The following is a 19,190-nucleotide window of genomic DNA, read 5'->3' on the forward strand; positions in this document are numbered from 1 at the left end:
CGTGTCGAGGATACGACACCGGCGACAACGTGGCGCCGGCGCCAACAAAAAGCCCCGCCGGGGAGACAGCGGGGCCTGGCGAAATTACCCGGCCGCCACGGGCTTGCTACGTGGCGTGCGGCTTACTTGCTGGTGGACGCATCGGCCGGCTTGGCGGCCGCGGCCTTGGCGGCATGGTGGCGGTGGTGCTTCTTGACCGGCGCCTTGCTGTCCGACTTGGCGGTGGTCGCCGCGGCGGCGGGCTTGGCCGGCGTTGCCGGGGTCGCCGGCGTGGTGGCGGCGAAAACGGTGGCGGAGCTCAGGGCCAGGGCGAGGCCGAGGAGAACGGGCTTGGTCTGCATGATCGTGTGTCCTGTCGACGGATGGAGGGAACCGCATCTGGATCGTCGATCCATTGGCGACAGGTTGCGCCGGCCCGCCCGAAGACGCGCTTGCCGGAGCATGAAGGAAATTTAATCCGCGCGGCGCAGCGGCGTGGCGCTAAGTGTCGTGGCCGACCTGGCCCTGATCGAAACCGCGGGTCTTGCGCACGGCCAGCTGATAATCGCTGCCGATGACCTCGTGGTACCCCCGCAGCGTCGCCAGAAGGCCATCGACGCCCAGCTTGGGTGTGTCCACGGCCACGCTGTCGATCTGACGCAACCGGGCTTCCCTGCGCCAATCGCCGCCGCGCAACTTGGTCAACCGGCGCGACAACCCGCTCGGTTTTTCCGGCTCGCCCAGCTTGGGCGGCACCCACAGATAGTCGTCGAAGATCATCACGCCGCCGACCTTCAGCAACGGCCACGCCATCACGCCATCGGCCAGTGCGCCGAACGCGGAATGCCATCCATCGACATAGACGATGTCGTAAGGCCCCTCGAGCTTGCGCAGCATGTCGAAACTGGCGCCGGCGTGTTCGCGGATCTTCGCCCGGTGCGCCGCGGTGTTTTGCCGGAAACGGGCGTGGTAATCGCCGTAGACCGGATCCGGGGCGAAGAAATCCACGCAGTCGATGCGCGCGTCGTCCGCCGTAAGGATGTTCTCGCACAGCCACAGCGTCGACCGGCCCTCGAAGCTGCCGATCTCGAGCGCACGCAACCCCGTGCGTCCGGAGAAACTGCCCAACCATTCACGCCAACGCGGAACGTTGTGCTCGAACCAGTTCTCCTGAAAGTCGCCGACGTCGTCGGTCATGTCGTTGTTCCCGTATACGAGTGGATCACAAGCCCTTCGCCGCCTCCGCGACCGCACGGAACAGCGCCCTGCCCTTGTTCATGGTCTCGTCCCACTCCTTCTCCGGGTCGGAATCGTAGACGATGCCCGCACCGGCCTGCACGTGCAGCTTGCCGTCCTTGATCACCGCGGTGCGGATGGCGATGGCGGTGTCGGCATCGCCGTGCCAGCCGATGTAGCCGATGCTGCCGGCGTAGACGTTGCGCTTGATCGGCTCCAGTTCCCGGATTACTTCCAGCGCACGGATCTTCGGCGCGCCGCTGACCGTGCCGGCGGGGAATGTGGCACGCAACACGTCGGCATAGCTCAGGCGCGGCAGCAACTTGCCGGTGACTTCGCTGACGATGTGCATCACATGGCTGTAGCGTTCGATCACGAAGCTGTCGCCGACTTCGACGCTGCCCGCTTCGGACACACGGCCGACGTCGTTGCGGCCCAGGTCGATCAGCATCAGGTGCTCGGCGCGTTCCTTCGGATCGGCGAGCAATTCGGCTTCCAGGGCTAGGTCTTCCTCGTGGGTCTTGCCGCGAGGGCGAGTGCCGGCGATCGGGCGCACTGTCACCTCGCCGTCCTGCAGGCGCACCAGGATTTCCGGCGACGAGCCGACCACCTGCATGTCGCCCACGTCGAGGAAATACATGTACGGCGACGGATTCAGCGCGCGCAACGCGCGGTACACGTCGACCGGGCGCGCGGCGAACGGCACGCTGAGGCGCTGGCTCAGCACCACCTGGAAGATGTCGCCGGCGCGGATGTATTCCTTCGACTTCTCCACCGCGTCGATGAAGCCTTCGCGGGTGAAGCCGGAGACGAAATGGCTTTCGTCGAGCACGTCGCGGCGGATCGGCGGCGGGTAGGCGGTGGCGGTGCCGCGCAGCTTGGCGACCAACTGGTCCAGCCTCGCCTGGGCGCTTTCCCAGGCGTTTTCCTGCGAAGGATCGGCGTGCACGATCAGGTACAGCCGGCCCTTGAGGTTGTCGAACACGGCGACTTCCTCGCTCAGCATCAGCAGGATGTCCGGCGTGCCGAGCTGGTCGGGATTCGGATTAGCGGCGAGTTTCTTCTCGATGTATTCGATGCACTCGAAGCCGAACCAGCCGACCAGGCCACCGCTGAAGCCCGGCAGGCCTTCCAGCTTCGGCACGCGCTGCGCGGCGCGCAGGGCTTCGACTTCGGCGAACGGATCGGCGACATCGCGGCTTTCGACCAGGCGACCGTTCTCGCGCGCTTCCAGCGTGTGGCCGCGGAACGCGATGACCCGCTTCGCCGGCAGGCCGATGATCGAATAGCGGCCGAAGCGTTCGCCGCCCTCGACCGATTCGAACAGATAGGTATGGGGCGCGTCGGCGAGCTTCAGATAAACCGACAGCGGCGTGTCCAGGTCGGACAGCACTTCGCGGACGACAGGGATGCGGGTATGGCCTTCAGCGGCGTGGCGCTGGAATTGCTCGAACGAAATCAAGGCAGCTTTCCTTCCGGGAAACAGTGGCGGGGCGGACGACGGCGACGGGCCACCATCGCCAGGGCCGGCGAGCGGAAGGAAGATCGCGGGGGAGCGTCTGCGGGGTCACGCGCCAACTTTAACCGATCCGCCCCGTAGGAGCGCCCTTCAGGGCGCGACCGGACCCTCGTCGCGCCCTGAAGGGTGCTCCTACAAGAGCAAGGTCACATTCCTGTCATCCGGAACGGCTAACGTGGAAAGTCATAGCAGGGACGACTGGCGGAGGCAGGATCAGCCTCCAATCTTCCGGGGCGGTGGCGCAGGCCATCGCCCCATTTCATTTGCAACTAATGCGCCGCGGCAACCTCGGCGCGCATCTTCTCGATCATCGCCTTGTAGTCCGGGGCGTTGAAGATGGCCGAACCGGCGACGAAGGTGTCGGCGCCCGCGGCGGCGATCTCGCGGATGTTGTCGGCCTTCACCCCGCCGTCGATCTCCAGCCGGATCGGCTTGCCCAGCGCGTCGATCTTCTTGCGCACCACGCGCAGCTTGTCCAGCGCCGAGGGGATGAAAGCCTGGCCGCCGAAGCCCGGGTTGACCGACATCAGCAGCACCAGGTCGAGGTCTTCCAGCACCCAGTCCAGCACGTCTACCGGCGTGGCCGGGTTCAGCACCAGTCCCGCCTTGCAGCCATGCGACTTGATCAGCTGGATGGTGCGATGGACGTGGTCGCTCGCTTCGGGATGGAAGCTGATCACGCTGGCGCCGGCTTCGGCGAAATCCGGCACGATCCGATCCACCGGCGACACCATCAGGTGCACGTCGATCGGCGCGGCGACCCCGTGCTTGCGCAGCGCCGCGCAGACCATCGGGCCGATGGTCAGGTTGGGCACGTAGTGGTTGTCCATCACGTCGAAGTGGATCCAGTCCGCGCCGGCCTTCAGCACGTTGTCGACTTCTTCGCCGAGCCGGGCGAAATCGGCGGAAAGAATCGACGGGGCGATGATGCAGTTGGACATGGGTTCGCTCAGCGTTTGCGCAGTTTCTGGATGCGGTCGTAGGCGGCGTTGATTTCACGCGCCTTGGCTTCGGCCTGCGCGCGCAACTCGGGGGCCGCGCCGGCCAGCTTGTCGGGGTGGTACTGGGAAATCAGCCGGCGATAGGCCTGGTCGACTTCGGCATCGCTGGCGTCGCTGGTCAGGTTGAACACCCGATACGGGTTGTCGCGGGACAGGCTGAACCAGTCGCTGTCGAAGGCATGGCCGACCAGCAGGCCGATCAGCCCGCCGACGGGGTGGCGCATCAGCAGCCAGCCGGCGATGAAACCCAGCAATTTGCCGTACCAGCGGGTCATTCGCCGCCCTGCGTGGAAATCCGACCCGCATTTTACGGTACACGGCGCCCCCACAGTCGTACACTACGCGGCCCGCTGCCGTCCGCGGGCCTCCGGCCCGGGCGCAGCCGCCACGCTTGCAGGAGTGTCCGTGCCCACGACGTTGCTTGAATCCGACCTGCCCGGCCTGCCGCTGCGCCACCGCGGCAAAGTGCGCGATGTTTTCGACCTGCCGCGCGAATGCCTGCCCGAAGGCGCGCCGCCCGGCGAATACCTCCTGATGGTCGCCACCGACCGCCTCAGCGCGTTCGACGTGGTGTTGCCCGACCCGATTCCCGGCAAGGGCGAGATGCTCTGCCAGATCTCCAACTTCTGGTTCGCGCAGACCGCGGACCTGATGCCCAATCACCTGACTGGCATCGACGTGGCCAGCGTGCTGCCCGCGGGCGTCGACCCTGCCCTGTATGGCCAGCGCGCAGTGGTGACGAAGAAGCTCAAGCCGGTGCCGGTGGAAGCCATCGCCCGCGGCTACCTGATCGGCAGCGGCTGGAAGGACTACCAGCGTACCGGCAAGGTCAGCGGCATCGAACTGCCCGCCGGCCTGCGCCAGGCCGAGCAATTGCCGGAGCCGATCTTCACCCCGTCGACCAAGGCCGCCGTCGGCGACCACGACGAGAACATCGACTTCGACAGCATGGTCAAGACGGTCGGCGCCGATCTGGCCGAGAAGGTCCGCGACGCGACCCTGCGCCTGTATCGCTTCGCCGCCGAATTCGCCGCGCAGCGCGGCATCCTGCTGGCCGACACCAAGTTCGAGTTCGGCACCGACGCCGACGGCCGCCTGCATGTCATGGACGAGATGCTGACCCCGGACTCGTCGCGCTATTGGCCGGCCGATCAGTACGAAGTCGGCACCAGCCCGCCGAGCTACGACAAGCAGTTCGTGCGCGACTACTTGGAAACGCTGGACTGGAACAAGACCGCGCCCGGCCCGAAGCTCCCGGCCGAAGTGATCGAACGCACCCGCGCCAAGTACGCCGAGGCGTTGCAGAAGCTGGCCGGCATCGCGATCTAAGCCGGTGTGGGAGCGACGTAAGTCGCGAAGTCGGAGCCAAGTTGTTGCCGATCGCAGCGGCAGCCAGTGGCGGGTGACTTGTGTAGACAATCCTCCCGGCCTCGTTTTAGTGGCGTCGCTTCGATATTCGCGACTTACGTCGCTCCCACACCGGCTTAGATCGCGCTTCAGGCGTGGCCATGCCACGCCCCGGCGAAAGGCGTATGCTTCGCGCAGATCGGACATGCCCGCTAGCCAGAGAGCCCATGCACGCCACCGCCGAACGGCCCATCGACCGCTTCTTCGCCAGTTATTCCGCCGACCACCAGCACCCCACCAACCAGCTGATCCACGTATTCGCCGTGCCGGCGATCCTGTGGTCGGTGGTCGCTTTGCTGTGGTGCATCCCGGTGTTCGGCACCCTGTTCAAGACGGGGGTATGGGCGGCCTTGGCGATGTTCGGTGCGTGGATGTTCTATTACCGCCTGTCGCGGCCGATCGGCTTCGGCATGCTCGCGGCGTTCTTCTTCATGGGCTGCCTGTGCCGGCTGCTGCAGGCCGAATACGGCCTGGGCGGCCTGTTCAAGCTGGCCGTGGGCGTCTTCGTCGTCGCCTGGATCGCGCAGTTCATCGGCCACAGCAAGCTGTTCGAAGGCAAGAAGCCGAGCTTCTTCACCGATCTGACCTACCTGCTGATCGGCCCGATCTGGGTGCTGGCGAAGTTCTATCGCAAGATGGGCTGGAAATACTGAGCCACGGGTTCAGCCATTGGCCGTCGTCGTCGGCTTCAACGTCATCCGCAGCCACGACCAGCCGAGTACCGCCGACAGCAGCGATCCGCACAGCACGCCCAGCACCGCCGCTTCTCCGAAGTGGCCACCGACATTGCCGTAAGCGAGCTTGGCGATGAACAGGCTCATCGTGAAGCCGACGCCGCACAGCATGCCCAGGCCGAGCATCGCCGGAAAACCCATTCCTTCCGGATAGCGCGCGATGCCGGCCATCCGCGCCATGAGCGCGGTGGCGACGATGCCGACCGGCTTGCCCAGCAGCAGACCGACCGCGATGCCCAGCGGCACCGGTGCCATCGCATCGCCCGCCTGCATGCCGCCTAGGGCCAATCCCGCGTTGACGAAGGCGAATAAGGGCAGGATCAGGTACGCGACCCAAGGATGCAGTGCGTGTTCGAGGTGTTCCAGCGGCGAGTGTCCTTCGTTTGGCCCACGCAACGGAATCAGCAAGCCGGTGACCACGCCGGCCAATGTCGCGTGCACGCCCGACTGCAGCACGAAGTACCAGACCACCGCGCCCAGCACCAGGTACGGCCACAACCGGGTCACCCCACGCCAGTTCAGCAGCAACATCAGGCCGATGCCCGCGCCGGCCCAAGCCAGGTGGCCGATCGACAACTGCTCCGTGTAGAAGATCGCGATGATCAGGATCGCGACCAGGTCGTCGACCACGGCGATCGTCGACAGCAGCAGCTTCATCCCCAGCGGCACGCGCGGACCGAGCAGCGCAAGGATGCCCAGGGCGAAGGCGATGTCGGTGGCGGTGGGAATCGCCCAGCCGCGCATCGCGACCGGATCGGCATGGTTCACGCCCCAGAAGATCAGCGCCGGCACGGCCACGCCTCCGACCGCGCACAGCACAGGCAGCAGCATCTGGTCGAAACTCGAAAGCTGCCCGCTGAGCGTCTCGCGCTTGATCTCCAGCGCCACCAGCAGGAAGAACGCCGCCATCAGCGCGTCGTTGACCCACCATTCCAGCGGATGGTCCATCGCGAATGCACCGACTGCGAAGCCGATCGGCAGATGGCGGAAATGCTCATAAGCATCGTGCAACGGCGAATTCGCCGCCAGCATCGCCAGCGTCGCGGCAACGATCAGCACGATGCCACCGGCGGCCTGCAGGCGGAAGAACTCGCGCAGCAGGTGCAAGGTGCGGGCGACGGGACGGGGGCGGCTCATTGGGCGATGCTAGGTTGAATACGCGTCCGCAGACAAGTTTGCAGTAATCAGGCCGTTGTTTTTGCTTTTCGGGCCCGTCCACAGCGGCGGAGCCGGTGGGTAAACCCCGCAGGGGCGACGCGCAGGATGCGCGTCGTTTTCGGAGGGCACATGGATGTGCCTTCCGAAAATTCCCGCCGGCTCCGCGGACCCTTCGCGCAGCGAAGGGCGCGAGGAAGGGTGTGCTTTCTTTTGGTTACTTTTCTTTGCACAAGCAAAGAAAAGTGACTCGCGTGCCAGCGCGAAAGCTTCTGTAGGAGCGCACCTTGGTGCGCGACCGGAAACCTCATGCATCGAGGAACTGTCTACACGGTTTCATTCTCGTACTCGCGCACCAACGTGCGCTCCTACGGGAGCAAAAGCAAAATGGATGCCAGCTTTCGCTGGGATGACGAACAAAAATCAGCGGATCGGCATGACATCCTGCGCGGAACCGATCAGGTACACCGCGAACGCAACCCACAGCACGAACGCGCCCAGCAGGATTCCGCCCTCGTAACGCTTGATCTGCAGATCCCCGCGCAGCATCGGATACAGGGTCAGGCAGAACGCCATCGACGCCGGCAACGCATAGCGCACGCACAGGTCGGGCAACTGGATCGGCGCCGGCGACAGCGCCGCCATGCCGCCGACGATCACCAACAGATTGAACAGGCTCGAACCCAGTACGTGCCCCAGCACCATGTCGCCCTGCCCGCGCCGCGCCGCGGCGATCGCGGCGGCCGCTTCCGGCAGGGCCGTGCCGATGGCCACCGGCAACAAGCCGACCAGCAGCGGCGACCAGCCCCAGGCCGTGCCGATCTGGGGTGCGGCCTGCACGACGAACTTCGCGCCGTAATACAGGAATGCGGCGGCGATGACGAAGCGCAACACGTTCAGCCACAACACCGTGCGCGTCGCGGCGAATGCCTCCACGCCCTGCTGCACCTGGGCGCTCTCGCCGCGCGCGCGCGCCAGCAGGAACGCCAGCATGGCGACGAAGCCAAGCAGCAACACGATGCCTTCGATGCGACCGACCGCACCATCCAGCGAAAAGACGATCAGCGCGAACGTCGCCACCGCCAGCAACACCTGCAGCGGCGACAGCACGCGCATATGCGCCAGCAGCGGCGCGGCCATCGCCGCCAGGCCCAGGGTCAGGCCGAGGTTGGCGACATTGCTGCCGATGGCGTTGCCCAACGCCAGTTCGGCCTGGCCGTGGACGACGGCGTAGGCGTTGACGAACAGTTCCGGCAGCGAGGTACCGAAGGCGACCAGCAACAGGCCGGCGACGAAGGGCGACGCACCGAGTTTCTGCGCCAACCCCGATGCGCCCTTGACGATGGAATCGCCGCCCAGCGCCAGCAGCACCAGCCCCAGCACGAAAAAGCCCCAAGCCTCTGCCATCACAAGTCCCTCCCCGGCGGTTCGGGCGATTCTATGCGCAGTTCCGCGAAGACGGCCAGCCTAGCCCGGCCGGCCGCACGCTCAGGAACAGCCTTCGACGTAATCCACCTGCGGCGTCAGGCCGATGCGCCATTCGGTGGCCTTGCCGTTCTCGTCGGTCTCGAACACCAGTTTGCTCGGTGCCACGCCACTGGCGGCCACCGACAGGTAGTTTCCGCCTTCGACGTACTTGTGCGGCATCGACTGCAATGCGCCGTGGTACAGCTTCTGCAGTTCGGCTTCGCCCATGCCGATCTTGCCGCCGCCGGGCGCAACGATCTCGTCGGAGGCCACGTCGAGGCGCACGAACTTGTCGCCTTCGATCATGAAGGCGATCTTGTAGCCCTGCTTCGCCTGCGTGGCAGGAATGAGGTAATAGCAGCCGCCTGGTTCGTCCGGCTTCGCGTCGCCGAGATCGCCGCCCCAGGCCATGCGTACTTCCTCGGCACTCGCGCCGAATTTCGCGGGGCCGAAACCAGCAAGGCTGATCGCACCTTCGGCCGGAAGATCGACGTGCAGCGAGCCCGTTGCGGGTGCCGTGGGTTCGGCAGGCGGCGCTTCGATCGGCGCGGGGGTTGCGGCCTGCTGCGACTGCGCGGGTTTTCCCGCGGCCGGTTCCGCCGGCGCAGGGGCCTTGCAGGCGGCGAGCGACAACACGATCAACGGGAAGATTCCGGCGCGCATCTGCGTACTCCGTCAGTCCATGGGTCCTGCCGATAGCATCGCATGCCGCCGCCTTCGCGACGCGTCGACGGGGAAATGTCACGCGGACGTAACTTCCCGCGCGCAACGTGCGGCGGCTCGAAGGCGGACCCACGCATGCAGCCCCGCAAGACCGACCAGGCCCGGCAAGCCCTGTCCATCCGCGACGGGAGCCTGACCCTGCGCGAACGCCGCGTGCTGATCCTGTGCGACGGCCAGCGCAGCGTCGAGGAACTGACTTCGATGCTCGGCCCCGAAACGCCGTCCCATATCCGGCGGCTGCGCGACGCGGGCTATCTGGTCGCCGTGGTCGAAGCACCGCCACCACAGGCACCCGTATCGGCGGCCGATACCGTTGCCGCTTCCGCGCGCCGCCGTTCGCTGGTCGCCGCCAAGCTGTACCTGCTCGGCATGCTCGAACTGCAGCGCCATCCGGATGCGGCCTGGCATCGCGACCGGCTGCAGGCCGCGCAAGGCGACGAGGACACGCTGGTGCAATTGCTGGCCGCGCTGCATTGCCTGCGCCAGGCGGCCAGCCCGACGCTGGCGCAGCGCGTGCGCGAACGCCTGACCGAAGTATTGCCCGAGCCCTACCTGCCCGCGTTGCAGCAAGCCGACGCGGCGCCGGCCGTCGCCTGAGGCTCAGCCGCGGAAATTCTTCTTCAAGCCCGCCCAGCACTGCGGGTAATCGCGCTGCCGGTGCTTCGCTTCCAGCGCCTGCGCGACCGGACGGATCACCGCGCGCGTCTCGAACATGAAGGCCAGGGTGTCGGCGATCACGTCCGGCTTCGACAGGTCTGCGTTGCTGGCTTTCTCGAAGGTCGCCGCGTCCGGGCCATGTCCGCTCATGCAGTTGTGCAGCGACGCACCGCCGGGCGCGAAGCCTTCGGCCTTGGCGTCGTACACGCCGTGCACCAGGCCCATGAACTCGCTGGCGATGTTGCGATGGAACCACGGCGGCCGGAACGTGTCCTGCGCCACCAGCCAGCGCGGCGGGAAGATTACGAAATCGAGGTTCGCCGTGCCGTGGGTGTCGCTGGGCGAAGTCAGCACGGTGAAGATCGACGGATCCGGATGGTCGAAGCTGATCGAACCGATGGTGTTGAAGCGGCGCAGGTCGTAGCGGTACGGCGCGTAGTTGCCGTGCCAGCCGGCCACGTCCAGCGGCGAATGGCCGATCGGCGCGCGCCACAGGTGGCCCTGGAACTTGGCCACCAGTTCGAACTCGCCTTCCAGGTCTTCGTAGGCGGCGACCGGCGTTTCGAAATCGCGCGGATTGGCCAGGCCATTGGCGCCGATGGGACCGAGGTCGGGCAGGCGCAGCAGCGCGCCGAAGTTCTCGCACACATAACCGCGCGACGCGCCATCCAGCAGGTCGACGCGGAAACGCACGCCACGCGGGAGCACCGCGACCTGCTGCGGCTCGACGTCCAGCACGCCCAGCTCGGTGGCGATGCGCAGCCGGCCCTGCTGCGGCACGATCAGCAGCTCGGCGTCGGCGTCGTAGAAATAGCGGCCGTGCATCGATACGTTCGCCGCGTACAGGTGGATGCCGACGCCGTGCTGCGCGGCGGCAGAACCATTGCCGGCCATCGTGTAAAGGCCTTCGATGAAATCGGTCGGCGCCTGCGGCAAGGGCAACGGACTCCAGCGCAACCGCTCCGGCGTCACCGGACCATCGCCGAAATCGTTGTGAAAGCGCGGCTGCAGGAACGGCGCGAATTCGCCATGCACCCCCGCGGGGCGCAGGCGATACAGCCAGCTGCGCCGGTTCTCACCGCGCGGCGCGGTGAACGCAGTGCCGGACAGCTGCTCGGCGTACAAGCCGTGCGCGACCTTCTGCGGCGAATTGCGCCCGACCGGCAGCGCGCCGGCGACCGCTTCGGTCGCGAATTCGTTGCCGAAACCGGTCATGTAGCCAACATTCATCGCCGTTGTCCTCGAAGCGTACTTTTGACGCGGATAGACGCGAATGAACGCGGATCATTCCGTGAATCGTCCATGCCTTGCCCGATTCTATCCGCGTTGATCCGCGTCGAAAAAGTCTTAAAGCACGCCGCGCTTCATCTGGTCGCGCTCGATGCTCTCGAACAGCGCCTGGAAGTTGCCTTCGCCGAAGCCTTCGTTGCCCTTGCGCTGGATGATCTCGAAGAAGATCGGGCCGATCGCGTTCTGGGTGAAGATCTGCAGCAGCTTGCGCTTGTGCGTTTCCGGATCGGCGTCGATCAGGATCTTGTTCTTCGCCAGCCGCGCCACGTCCTCGCCATGCTCGGGGATGCGCTGGTCGATCACCTCGAAATAGGTGTCCGGCGTGTCGAGGAACTCGACGCCCGCCGCGCGCATCTTCTCCACCGTCGTGTAGATATCGTCGGTGAAACAGGCGATGTGCTGGATGCCTTCGCCGTGGTAGGTGTCCAGGTATTCGTTGATCTGCGACTTCGGGTCGGACGACTCGTTCAACGGAATGCGCACCATGCCGTCGGGCGCGGTCATCGCCTTCGACAGCAGGCCGGTCTTCGCGCCCTTGATGTCGAAGTAGCGGATCTCGCGGAAATTGAACAGCCGCTCGTAGTAGTCCGCCCACTTGGCCATGTTGCCGTGGTACAGGTTGTGGGTCAGGTGGTCGATGAAGGTCAGGCCGAAACCCTTCGGCATCAGCTCGACGCCCGGCAGGTATTCGTAATCGGGGTCGTGGATGGTGCCCTTGTCGTCGTAGCGGTCGACGATGTACAGCATGCAGCCGCCGATGCCCTTGATCACCGGCGCCGCCACCGCCTTGGTCAGCTCGTCGGCGGCGTCGAAGGATTCTGCGCCGTTCTTCAGCGCCTGCACCCGTGCCCATTCGGCCAGCTTGTTGACCCGGATGGCGAAGCCGCAGGCGCTGGGTCCGTGCTGCGCGGCGAAGCGCGCGGCGAACGAATCCGGATCCTCGTTGATCAGGAAGGTGCAGTCGCCCTGGCGGTAGGTGCTGATCGGCCGGGTCTTGTGCCGGGCCACCTGGACGAAGCCCAGTTTGCGGAAATAATCGTGCAGCGCGCCGCCCTGCCCGGCCGGCGCGGCATACTCGACGAACTCGAAGCCGTCGATGCCCATGGGGTTGTCGAAGGTCGTGACTTGCATGCCACGGGGGGGTTGTGCGCTCATGGCGACTCCTCGGTGACGCGGCCCGCACAGGATGCGCCGCCGCGTGGAAGACTTACGTAGACGCTCTTTATAGTTTCAACTGTAACCATAAGCAAGCGGCAGCGCCACATGACCCCGTCCAAGCCTGAAACGTCCTCCCACGAAATCCTCGACCTGGAGCGGCTGGTGCCGTACCGGCTCAGCGTCCTGTCGAACAAGGTCAGCAGCGCCATCGCCGGCGAATACCACCGCCGCTTCGGCCTGGCCATCACCGAATGGCGGGTCATGGCGGTGCTGGGCCGCTTCCCCGGCCTGTCCGCGCGCGAAGTCACCGAGCGCACCGCGATGGACAAGGTGGCGGTCAGCCGCGCCGTTGCGCGCCTGTTGGAGCGCAGCCTGATCCAGCGCGAGATCCACGGCGACGACCGCCGCCGCTCGGTGCTGACCCTGTCCGAGGACGGGTTCCGCGTCTACGACGAGGTCGCGCCGATGGTGCTGGAATGCGAGCGCCAGCTGCTCAGCCCGCTCAGCGATGAGGAACGCGCGCAGCTCGACCGTCTGATCGACAAGCTGGGCAAGGAAGGCCTGAAGCGGATGAACGAGCACATCTGACGGGCCAATCGCCGCTGCAGTCGCAGGGCGGGCACGCCTTTCGTGCCCACCGTGCAATTCTCGGAGGCGGGCAAAAAAGCGTGCCCACCCCCACGCCCGACTACCGGATGCCATAAGAAAACGGCGGCCTAGGCCGCCGTTTTCCACTCGATGCCGTCGGCGATTACTTCACGCCGTGCATCAGTTTCTGGATCAGCGGCGCGATCAGGAACAGCGCAACGCCGCCGATGATCAGGATCCAGAAGCCCTGCGTGTAGCCGGCATGCGCCGACGCCACGGTCATGCCGGTCTCACCGCTGACATGGCTGGCGAAGATGCCCGACAGGTTGTTGCCGATGCCGGTGGACAGGAACCAGCCGCCCATCGCGAAGCCGACCAGCTTCACCGGCGCCAGCTTGGTGGTCATCGACAGGCCGATCGGCGACAGGCACAGCTCGCCCACCGACTGGATCACGTAGACCATGAACAGCGTCCAGAACGGCACCTTGCCGGCATCGTCGACCAGGCTGGACAGGGCGAACATCAACAGCAGGAAGGCCAGGCCGTTGAAGATGATGCCCAGGCCGAACTTGCGCGGGATCGACGGGTTGTTTCGGCCCATCTTGATCCACAGCCAGGCAAGGACCGGCGCGACCGTGATGATCGCCAGCGAGTTGACCGACTGGAACCAGCCGACCGGGAAGATCCAGCCGCCGAAATCGCGGTTGACGATGTTCTGCGCGAGGAAGTTGAACGAGCTGCCGGCCTGTTCGAAGAAGCACCAGAACAGCACGTTGAACAGGAAGATGAGCAGCATCGCGATGGCCTTGTCGCGCGCCACCTTTCCTTCGCGGAAGCCTTCGACCAGGATCAGCACGCACAGGCCAACGAACATCGCGCTGAGCACCCATTGCAGCGTGCTCGCGTCGATGGCAAGCAGGAAGTAGTAGCAGGGAATCGCGACCAGAGAAGCCAGCAGCACGTACAGCACGCGCAGCTTGCTCGCGCCTCCCTCAAGCGGACGGCCGATGCCGCCGAGCTGGCGGCGGCCGAACCAGAACCACACCAGGCTGATCAGCATGCCGACGCCGGAGGCGATGAACACCACCTTGTAGTTCGGCATCGCATCGGTGCCGAACAGCTTGTCGGAGAACCAACCGGTCAGGATCGGCGCAATGAAGGCGCCGGAATTGATGCCCATGTAGAACAGGGTGAAGCCCGAGTCGCGGCGCTGGTCTTCGGGCGCGTAGAGCTTGCCCACCATCGCGGAGATGTTCGGCTTGAACATGCCGTTGCCGGTGATCACCGTGGCCAGGCCGATCTTGAACATGGTCTGGTCGGGATACGCGATCATGAACAAGCCGACCGCCATGATCGCCGCGCCGAGCAGGATCGAGCGCTGGTAACCGAGGATGCGGTCGGCGATGTAGCCGCCGAAGATCGCTGCGGCGTATACCAGCGCCAGGTATGCGCCGTAGATACGGCTGGACGGCGCTTCGCCTTCGCCCGAACCCTGGTAGAACTCCGCCACCATGTACAGCACCAGCGCCCAGCGGATGCCATAGAACGCGAAGCGTTCCCAGAACTCGGTCATGAACAGCATCCACAACGGACGCGGATGACCCATTACTTGCTTGAATTCCGGGATCGTCCCCGGCGTGGTCGTTGCGGCACCGCTCATGCGGTTTCCCCCTCAAGTCGTTCAGGAATGGAAGCCCGCCGTGGGAACGGGACGGCGCAGGATGACGAACAGTTACAGATGCGTCAATCTGCCCGATCCTGCGACCCCGAATAAATCCCAATCAATTCAGCCATTTGCGAATGCCTGACCCTGTAGAGTCGAGCTTGCTCGACTGCTCTCGCTATCCAGCCGCCGCATGAAAGCAGTCGAGCAAGCTCGACTCTACGAAGCGGAAGCATCGCGGCTATAGCCGCTCCCACCGCGCCTGACGAGGCTCAGCGGTTGAGTCCGACCTGGGTGCGCACGTCGAACAGTTCGGGGAAGAAGGTCAATTCCAGCGCCTGCTTGAGGAAGCCCACGCCGCTGGAACCGCCGGTGCCGCGTTTGAAGCCGATGATCCGCATCACCGTGCGCATGTGGCGGAAGCGCCACAGCTGGAACTGGGTTTCCAGGTCGACGAAGTCCTCGCACAGCGCGTACTCGCGCCAGTACTGGTTGGGGTTTTCGTAGATGCGTTCGAACACCGGCAACAGCGTCGTGTCCATCGCATGCGGCTTGGACCAGTCGCGCTCCAGGTTGGCGACCGGCACCGCATGGCCCCAGCGCGCCAGGTAACGCAGGAATTCGTCGTAAAGGCTCGGCGCCTCCAACGCGGCGCGCAGCCGCGCCTGGCCTTCCGGATCGTGCTCGAACACCTTCAGCATCGCCGCGTTCTTGTTGCCCAGCAGGAACTCCACCGTGCGGTACTGCACCGACTGGAATCCGGACGAAGGGCCGAGCACGTCGCGGAATTCCATGTACTCGGAAGGCGTCAGCGTCTCCAGCACCGACCATTGCGCGGTCAGCTGGTCGAACACCCGCTTGCAGCGCGCGGCGACCTTGCCGAATTGCCATACGCGGTCGTTGCGCAGGTGGTCGATGGCCGCGCTCAGTTCGTGGATCAACAACTTCAGCCACAACTCGCTGGTCTGGTGCTGGACGATGAACAGCATCTCGTCGTGGTGCGGCGGTTGCGACAACGGTTCCTGCGCGGATAGCAGGCGATCCAGGCGCAGGTAGCCCGCATAGGTCACGCGTCCGGCCAGATCGGTGTGGATGCCGGCTTCCAGCGGGCGCTGGTTGTCCTGGATGCTCATGTGGAACCTGAAGAATGGCGGCGAAGACGCGGGCCGGCCATGTTACCCGCTCGGCGTCATGCGGTCGTCATGCGCAGGCCCGAGGATTCGGCCACAATGACCGGGCGCGGTGGGGTTCCCGCGTCCATTTCCGGAGAGAGACGGCATGAAGTACGGATTGCTGCGCCGCGTGGCGCTCGGGGTAGTGCTGTGCGGCGCGTTCGGCGCGGCCCAGGCGCAGGTAGTCATCAGCCAGGTCTACGGCGGCGGCGGCAACAGCGGCGCCACGCTGAAAAGCGACTTCATCGAACTGCGCAACAACGGCGCGACGGCAGTGGACCTCACTGGCTGGAGCGTGCAGTACGCTTCCGCCGCTGGCACGTCCTGGACCAACAAGACCGCGTTGAGCGGCAGCATCCAGCCCGGCGGTTATTATCTGGTCAAGCAGGCCGATGGCGCCGGCGGCACCACCGACCTGCCCACGCCGGACGCCACCGGCACCATCGCCATGGCCGGTACCGCCGGCAAGGTCGCGCTGGTCAGCAACAACACCGCGCTCAGCGGCGCCTGCCCCAGCGGCGGCGGCATCGTCGACTTCGTCGGCTACGGCAGCACCGCGACCTGCGCCGAGACCGCGCCGACCGGCACGCTGAGCAACACCACGGCGGCGCTGCGCAACGGCGACGGCTCCGTCGACACCAACAACAACAGCGCCGACTTCAGCATCGGTACGCCGAACCCGCGCAACAGCAGCGCCGAACCGCCGCAACCCGAGCCTGCCACGCCGCGGACCATTCCCCAGATCCAGGGCAATGGCCTGGTTTCGCCGCACGTGGGCGAGAAAGTCGTCACCGAAGGCATCGTCACCGCGCGCAAGTTCAACAACGGCTTCTTCCTGCAAAGCGCCAACGACGACGGCGACCCCGCCACCTCTGAAGGCGTATTCGTCTTCACCTCCAGCGCGCCGCCGGCCAGCGCCGCGGTCGGCAACCGCGTGCGCGTCACCGCGAAGGTCGAGGAATTCACCCCTTCCACCAACCCGAACCAGCTCAGCATCACCGAACTGTCCTCGCCGACGGTCGAAGTGCTGGAAACCGGTGTCGCCCTGCCCGCGCCGGTGGAAATCACCGCCGCCGAGCTCAACGCCAATGCCGCGCCCGGCACGCTGGAGAAGCTGGAAGGCATGCGGGTCAGCGTGGCCCATGCCATCGCGATTTCCGGCACCGATGGCAGCATCGACGAGGACGATGCCATCGGCGGCACCGACAGCGTGTTCTACGTGAAGCTGCCGGAGACGGCGACGCCGTTCCGCGAGCCCGGCATCGGCGTTCTGGACGTCATCCCGATCCCTGCCGACAAGAACCCGCCGCGCTTCGACACCAACCCCGAGCGCCTGATGGTGCGTGCGCGCCAGCAGATCGGCGCCGCTTCGCTGTCGCTGGACGGCGGCGCGCAGGTAGACGGCCTGGTCGGCGTGCTCGACTACTACAGCGCCACTTGGGCCCTGCTGCCGGACGCGACGAGTCCACCGACGGTGACGGGCGGCAAGCTGCCGGAAGCGGTCGCCGACCCCGCCTACGAAGACGTGACCATCGGCGGCTTCAACCTGTTGCGCTTCTTCGACGAAGTCGCCGATGGCGACGGCGCGCCGACGCTGAAGGCCGCCGCCGTCGACAAGCGCCTCGGCAAGACCGCGTGGGCCATCTGCGATTACCTGAAGGCGCCGGACATCCTCGGCGTGGTCGAAGTCGAGCACCTGGCGATCCTGCAGCGCCTCGCCGACCGGATCAACACGACCTGCGCGCGTGCGCCGGGTTACGTGGCCTATCTGGTGGAAGGCAACGACGTTGGCGGCATCGACGTCGGCTTCCTGGTCAGCACCCGCAGCCTGGGTGCCAGCCCGCGCGTCGAAGTGCTCGACGTGCAGCAGATCGGCAAGAACGCCGTGCTGGCCAATCCCGACGGCAGCAGCAGCCTGCTCAACGATCGCCCGCCGCTGGTGCTGCATGCAGTCGTGCACCAGGACAACGGCGCGTCCTACCCGGTCACGGTGATCGCCAACCACCTGCGTTCGCTCAACGATATCGACAGCATCGCCGCCGGCAGCAACGGCTGGCCGACCGCCGGTGCGCGGGTACGCGCCAAGCGCGCCGAACAGGCCCGCTTCACCGCGCAGCTGGTGCAGGACGAGCAGATCGCGCATCCGGGTTCGAAGATCGTCATGGTCGGCGACTTCAACGCCTTCGAGTTCAACGACGGCTACACCGACGTGCTGGGCATCATCAAGGGCGAGGAAGCGCCGGAAGACCAGGTGCTGACCTGGGTGCCGAGCCCGCTGACCTCGATCCTGATCGACGGCTCGCAGCTGATCGGCGATCCCGCGCAGCGCTACTCGTACGTGTTCGAAGGCAATGCGCAGAGCCTCGACCACGTGCTGGTCAACGAAGCGCTGGCGCTGGACGACGTCGGCCTGAGCGTGGACCACGCGCGCATCAACGCCGACTTCGGCGTGTTCCACTACGGCGACGCCGCCACGCCGTTGCGCGTGTCCGACCACGACCCGGTGCGCCTGAGCATCAAGGTGCCGGCATTCCGCAGCGCCAACCTGTCGGTGCAATTGCAGGCCTCGTCGGCCACCGCGCACGTGGGCAGCGATATCGGCTACACCGCCCGCGTGGGCAACACCGGCCCGAACGCTGCCGCCTTCGCCGCCGTCGCCTTCGTGTTCGACGCGCTGCTGAGCCCGGCGGTGACCGCCGCCGACGGCTGGACCTGCGCCGCGCCGGTGCAGGACGCCGCCACCACGACGGTGACCTGCGCCACGCCGAGCCTGGCCAGTGGCGCCAGCGCGGACTTCGCCCTGACCGCGATTGCGCCGGATTCGGCCGGCGGCAAGTCGCTGGGATTGGCCGCCGCCGTGCAGTCGCAGATTACCGACCCCGCCAACGCCGACAACCAGGCCAGCGTATCGGTCGGCATCGAAGCCAGCGCCGACCTGGCCGTGTCGCTCAGCGGCCCGAAGACCCCGAGCGGCAAGCTGAACTACGGCCGCACCGAAACCTTCCCGCTGACCCTGCGCAACAACGGCGCGGACAAGGCGTGGAATCCGTCGGTGACCCTGCGCGGCGACGCGCTCGCCGCCAACGTGGCGATCGCCGCGCCAGCCGGCTGGCAGTGCGAGGTCGGCGGCGATGGCGCGAACTTCGAAGCAACTTGCCGCTTCGCCGGCGCGTTCGCGGCCGGCGCCAGCCAGCGCTTCGACTTCGCCATCGTCATTCCGGCGCGCCCGAGCAGCATCTACTCGCTGAACCTCGACGCGGCCGCCACCGCTTCCACGCCCGATCCGCAGACCGCGAACAACGCGGCGCGGTACAGCAACCGGATCGTCGGCGTGCCGTAAACGCCAGGCCATCGGCGGAAACCGAAGACGCGGCCTCGGCCGCGTCTTTTTTTTCATCCGGATTTCAATACGAATCAGGTAGCGACTTCCTCTCCCCGCAT

General features: G+C 66.1%; 17 protein-coding genes. 5 read left to right on the forward strand and 12 right to left on the reverse strand.

The window, feature by feature from the left end; translation table 11 throughout:
• Window positions 1-122: 122 nt before the first annotated feature.
• The 5 genes from J5837_RS01970 to J5837_RS01990 form a co-directional block, all read right to left on the reverse strand.
• Window positions 123-341 carry a hypothetical protein gene (locus J5837_RS01970; protein WP_210535038.1) on the reverse strand — a complete coding sequence of 73 codons (219 nt, stop codon included), beginning with the start codon at window positions 339-341 and terminating at the stop codon, window positions 123-125.
• Between the two features lie 139 nt (window positions 342-480).
• Complete coding sequence (locus J5837_RS01975; RefSeq protein ID WP_210535039.1) at window positions 481-1,176, reverse strand: class I SAM-dependent methyltransferase; 696 nt, start codon at window positions 1,174-1,176, stop codon at window positions 481-483.
• A 25-nt stretch (window positions 1,177-1,201) separates the two neighbouring features.
• Complete coding sequence (gene trpE, locus J5837_RS01980) at window positions 1,202-2,677, reverse strand: anthranilate synthase component I (protein ID WP_210535040.1); 1,476 nt, start codon at window positions 2,675-2,677, stop codon at window positions 1,202-1,204.
• A 326-nt stretch (window positions 2,678-3,003) separates the two neighbouring features.
• Window positions 3,004-3,675 (reverse strand): ribulose-phosphate 3-epimerase, encoded by a 672-nt coding sequence (rpe, locus tag J5837_RS01985; protein WP_210535041.1) that lies wholly within the window; start codon window positions 3,673-3,675, stop codon window positions 3,004-3,006.
• 8 nt (window positions 3,676-3,683) lie between these two features.
• Window positions 3,684-4,010: a J domain-containing protein gene (locus J5837_RS01990; protein WP_210535042.1), complete on the reverse strand. Its 327-nt coding sequence runs from the start codon at window positions 4,008-4,010 to the stop codon at window positions 3,684-3,686.
• 130 nt (window positions 4,011-4,140) lie between these two features.
• On the opposite strand from J5837_RS01990, the gene J5837_RS01995 reads away from it, so the two are divergent.
• Together J5837_RS01995 and J5837_RS02000 are read left to right on the forward strand one after the other, a co-directional pair.
• Complete coding sequence (locus J5837_RS01995; protein ID WP_210535043.1) at window positions 4,141-5,064, forward strand: phosphoribosylaminoimidazolesuccinocarboxamide synthase; 924 nt, start codon at window positions 4,141-4,143, stop codon at window positions 5,062-5,064.
• Window positions 5,065-5,309: 245 nt separating this feature from the next.
• Window positions 5,310-5,795: an Mpo1 family 2-hydroxy fatty acid dioxygenase gene (locus tag J5837_RS02000; RefSeq protein ID WP_210535044.1), complete on the forward strand. Its 486-nt coding sequence runs from the start codon at window positions 5,310-5,312 to the stop codon at window positions 5,793-5,795.
• Between the two features lie 9 nt (window positions 5,796-5,804).
• Here J5837_RS02000 and nhaA read toward each other — a convergent pair whose 3' ends face one another.
• The 3 genes from nhaA to J5837_RS02015 form a co-directional block, all read right to left on the reverse strand.
• Complete coding sequence (gene nhaA / locus J5837_RS02005) at window positions 5,805-7,013, reverse strand: Na+/H+ antiporter NhaA (RefSeq protein WP_210535045.1); 1,209 nt, start codon at window positions 7,011-7,013, stop codon at window positions 5,805-5,807.
• 441 nt (window positions 7,014-7,454) lie between these two features.
• Window positions 7,455-8,438 carry a calcium/sodium antiporter gene (locus J5837_RS02010; RefSeq protein ID WP_210535046.1) on the reverse strand — a complete coding sequence of 328 codons (984 nt, stop codon included), beginning with the start codon at window positions 8,436-8,438 and terminating at the stop codon, window positions 7,455-7,457.
• An 81-nt stretch (window positions 8,439-8,519) separates the two neighbouring features.
• Window positions 8,520-9,161, reverse strand: a complete 642-nt coding sequence (locus J5837_RS02015; protein WP_210535047.1) for a lectin — start codon at window positions 9,159-9,161, stop codon at window positions 8,520-8,522.
• Window positions 9,162-9,296: 135 nt separating this feature from the next.
• Between J5837_RS02015 and J5837_RS02020 the strand changes: the two genes are divergently transcribed.
• Window positions 9,297-9,818, forward strand: a complete 522-nt coding sequence (locus J5837_RS02020) for a hypothetical protein (RefSeq protein WP_210535048.1) — start codon at window positions 9,297-9,299, stop codon at window positions 9,816-9,818.
• A gap of 3 nt (window positions 9,819-9,821) precedes the next feature.
• Here J5837_RS02020 and hmgA read toward each other — a convergent pair whose 3' ends face one another.
• Both hmgA and hppD read right to left on the reverse strand, forming a co-directional pair.
• A complete protein-coding gene (hmgA, locus tag J5837_RS02025) occupies window positions 9,822-11,108 on the reverse strand; it encodes a homogentisate 1,2-dioxygenase (RefSeq protein ID WP_210535049.1) in 1,287 nt (428 codons plus the stop codon).
• A 117-nt stretch (window positions 11,109-11,225) separates the two neighbouring features.
• Entirely contained in the window at window positions 11,226-12,323 is a 1,098-nt protein-coding gene (hppD, locus tag J5837_RS02030; protein ID WP_244755526.1) for a 4-hydroxyphenylpyruvate dioxygenase, read from the reverse strand.
• A gap of 108 nt (window positions 12,324-12,431) precedes the next feature.
• Here hppD and J5837_RS02035 point away from each other — a divergent pair, with 108 nt between their 5' ends.
• On the forward strand, window positions 12,432-12,914 hold the full coding sequence (locus J5837_RS02035; protein WP_210535050.1) for a MarR family winged helix-turn-helix transcriptional regulator: 483 nt from the start codon (window positions 12,432-12,434) through the stop codon (window positions 12,912-12,914).
• A gap of 163 nt (window positions 12,915-13,077) precedes the next feature.
• On the opposite strand, the gene J5837_RS02040 is transcribed toward J5837_RS02035, so the two are convergent.
• Window positions 13,078-14,574, reverse strand: coding sequence for a peptide MFS transporter (locus J5837_RS02040; protein WP_210535051.1), 1,497 nt, complete (start codon window positions 14,572-14,574; stop codon window positions 13,078-13,080).
• A 275-nt stretch (window positions 14,575-14,849) separates the two neighbouring features.
• A complete protein-coding gene (locus J5837_RS02045) occupies window positions 14,850-15,710 on the reverse strand; it encodes a tryptophan 2,3-dioxygenase (protein ID WP_210535052.1) in 861 nt (286 codons plus the stop codon).
• A 145-nt stretch (window positions 15,711-15,855) separates the two neighbouring features.
• Between J5837_RS02045 and J5837_RS02050 the strand changes: the two genes are divergently transcribed.
• Window positions 15,856-19,089 (forward strand): lamin tail domain-containing protein, encoded by a 3,234-nt coding sequence (locus tag J5837_RS02050; RefSeq protein ID WP_210535053.1) that lies wholly within the window; start codon window positions 15,856-15,858, stop codon window positions 19,087-19,089.
• Window positions 19,090-19,190 lie beyond the last annotated feature (101 nt).

The sequence above is a fragment of the Pseudoxanthomonas helianthi genome (genome assembly GCF_017939625.1).
GTDB lineage: Bacteria > Pseudomonadota > Gammaproteobacteria > Xanthomonadales > Xanthomonadaceae > Pseudoxanthomonas_A > Pseudoxanthomonas_A helianthi.

Excerpts from the sequence above, each read along its gene's own strand:
- J5837_RS01975 (WP_210535039.1), bottom strand. The coding sequence starts at position 1,176 with ATGACCGACGACGTCGGCGACTTTCAGGAGAACTGGTTCGAGCACAAC.
- J5837_RS02045 (WP_210535052.1), bottom strand. The coding sequence starts at position 15,710 with ATGAGCATCCAGGACAACCAGCGCCCGCTGGAAGCCGGCATCCACACC.
- J5837_RS02015 (WP_210535047.1), bottom strand. The coding sequence starts at position 9,161 with ATGCGCGCCGGAATCTTCCCGTTGATCGTGTTGTCGCTCGCCGCCTGC.
- J5837_RS01970 (WP_210535038.1), bottom strand. The coding sequence starts at position 341 with ATGCAGACCAAGCCCGTTCTCCTCGGCCTCGCCCTGGCCCTGAGCTCC.
- J5837_RS02020 (WP_210535048.1), top strand. The coding sequence starts at position 9,297 with ATGCAGCCCCGCAAGACCGACCAGGCCCGGCAAGCCCTGTCCATCCGC.
- J5837_RS02000 (WP_210535044.1), top strand. The coding sequence starts at position 5,310 with ATGCACGCCACCGCCGAACGGCCCATCGACCGCTTCTTCGCCAGTTAT.
- J5837_RS02010 (WP_210535046.1), bottom strand. The coding sequence starts at position 8,438 with ATGGCAGAGGCTTGGGGCTTTTTCGTGCTGGGGCTGGTGCTGCTGGCG.
- J5837_RS02035 (WP_210535050.1), top strand. The coding sequence starts at position 12,432 with ATGACCCCGTCCAAGCCTGAAACGTCCTCCCACGAAATCCTCGACCTG.
- nhaA (WP_210535045.1), bottom strand. The coding sequence starts at position 7,013 with ATGAGCCGCCCCCGTCCCGTCGCCCGCACCTTGCACCTGCTGCGCGAG.
- hmgA (WP_210535049.1), bottom strand. The coding sequence starts at position 11,108 with ATGAATGTTGGCTACATGACCGGTTTCGGCAACGAATTCGCGACCGAA.
- J5837_RS02040 (WP_210535051.1), bottom strand. The coding sequence starts at position 14,574 with ATGAGCGGTGCCGCAACGACCACGCCGGGGACGATCCCGGAATTCAAG.
- hppD (WP_244755526.1), bottom strand. The coding sequence starts at position 12,323 with ATGAGCGCACAACCCCCCCGTGGCATGCAAGTCACGACCTTCGACAAC.
- rpe (WP_210535041.1), bottom strand. The coding sequence starts at position 3,675 with ATGTCCAACTGCATCATCGCCCCGTCGATTCTTTCCGCCGATTTCGCC.
- J5837_RS01990 (WP_210535042.1), bottom strand. The coding sequence starts at position 4,010 with ATGACCCGCTGGTACGGCAAATTGCTGGGTTTCATCGCCGGCTGGCTG.
- J5837_RS02050 (WP_210535053.1), top strand. The coding sequence starts at position 15,856 with ATGAAGTACGGATTGCTGCGCCGCGTGGCGCTCGGGGTAGTGCTGTGC.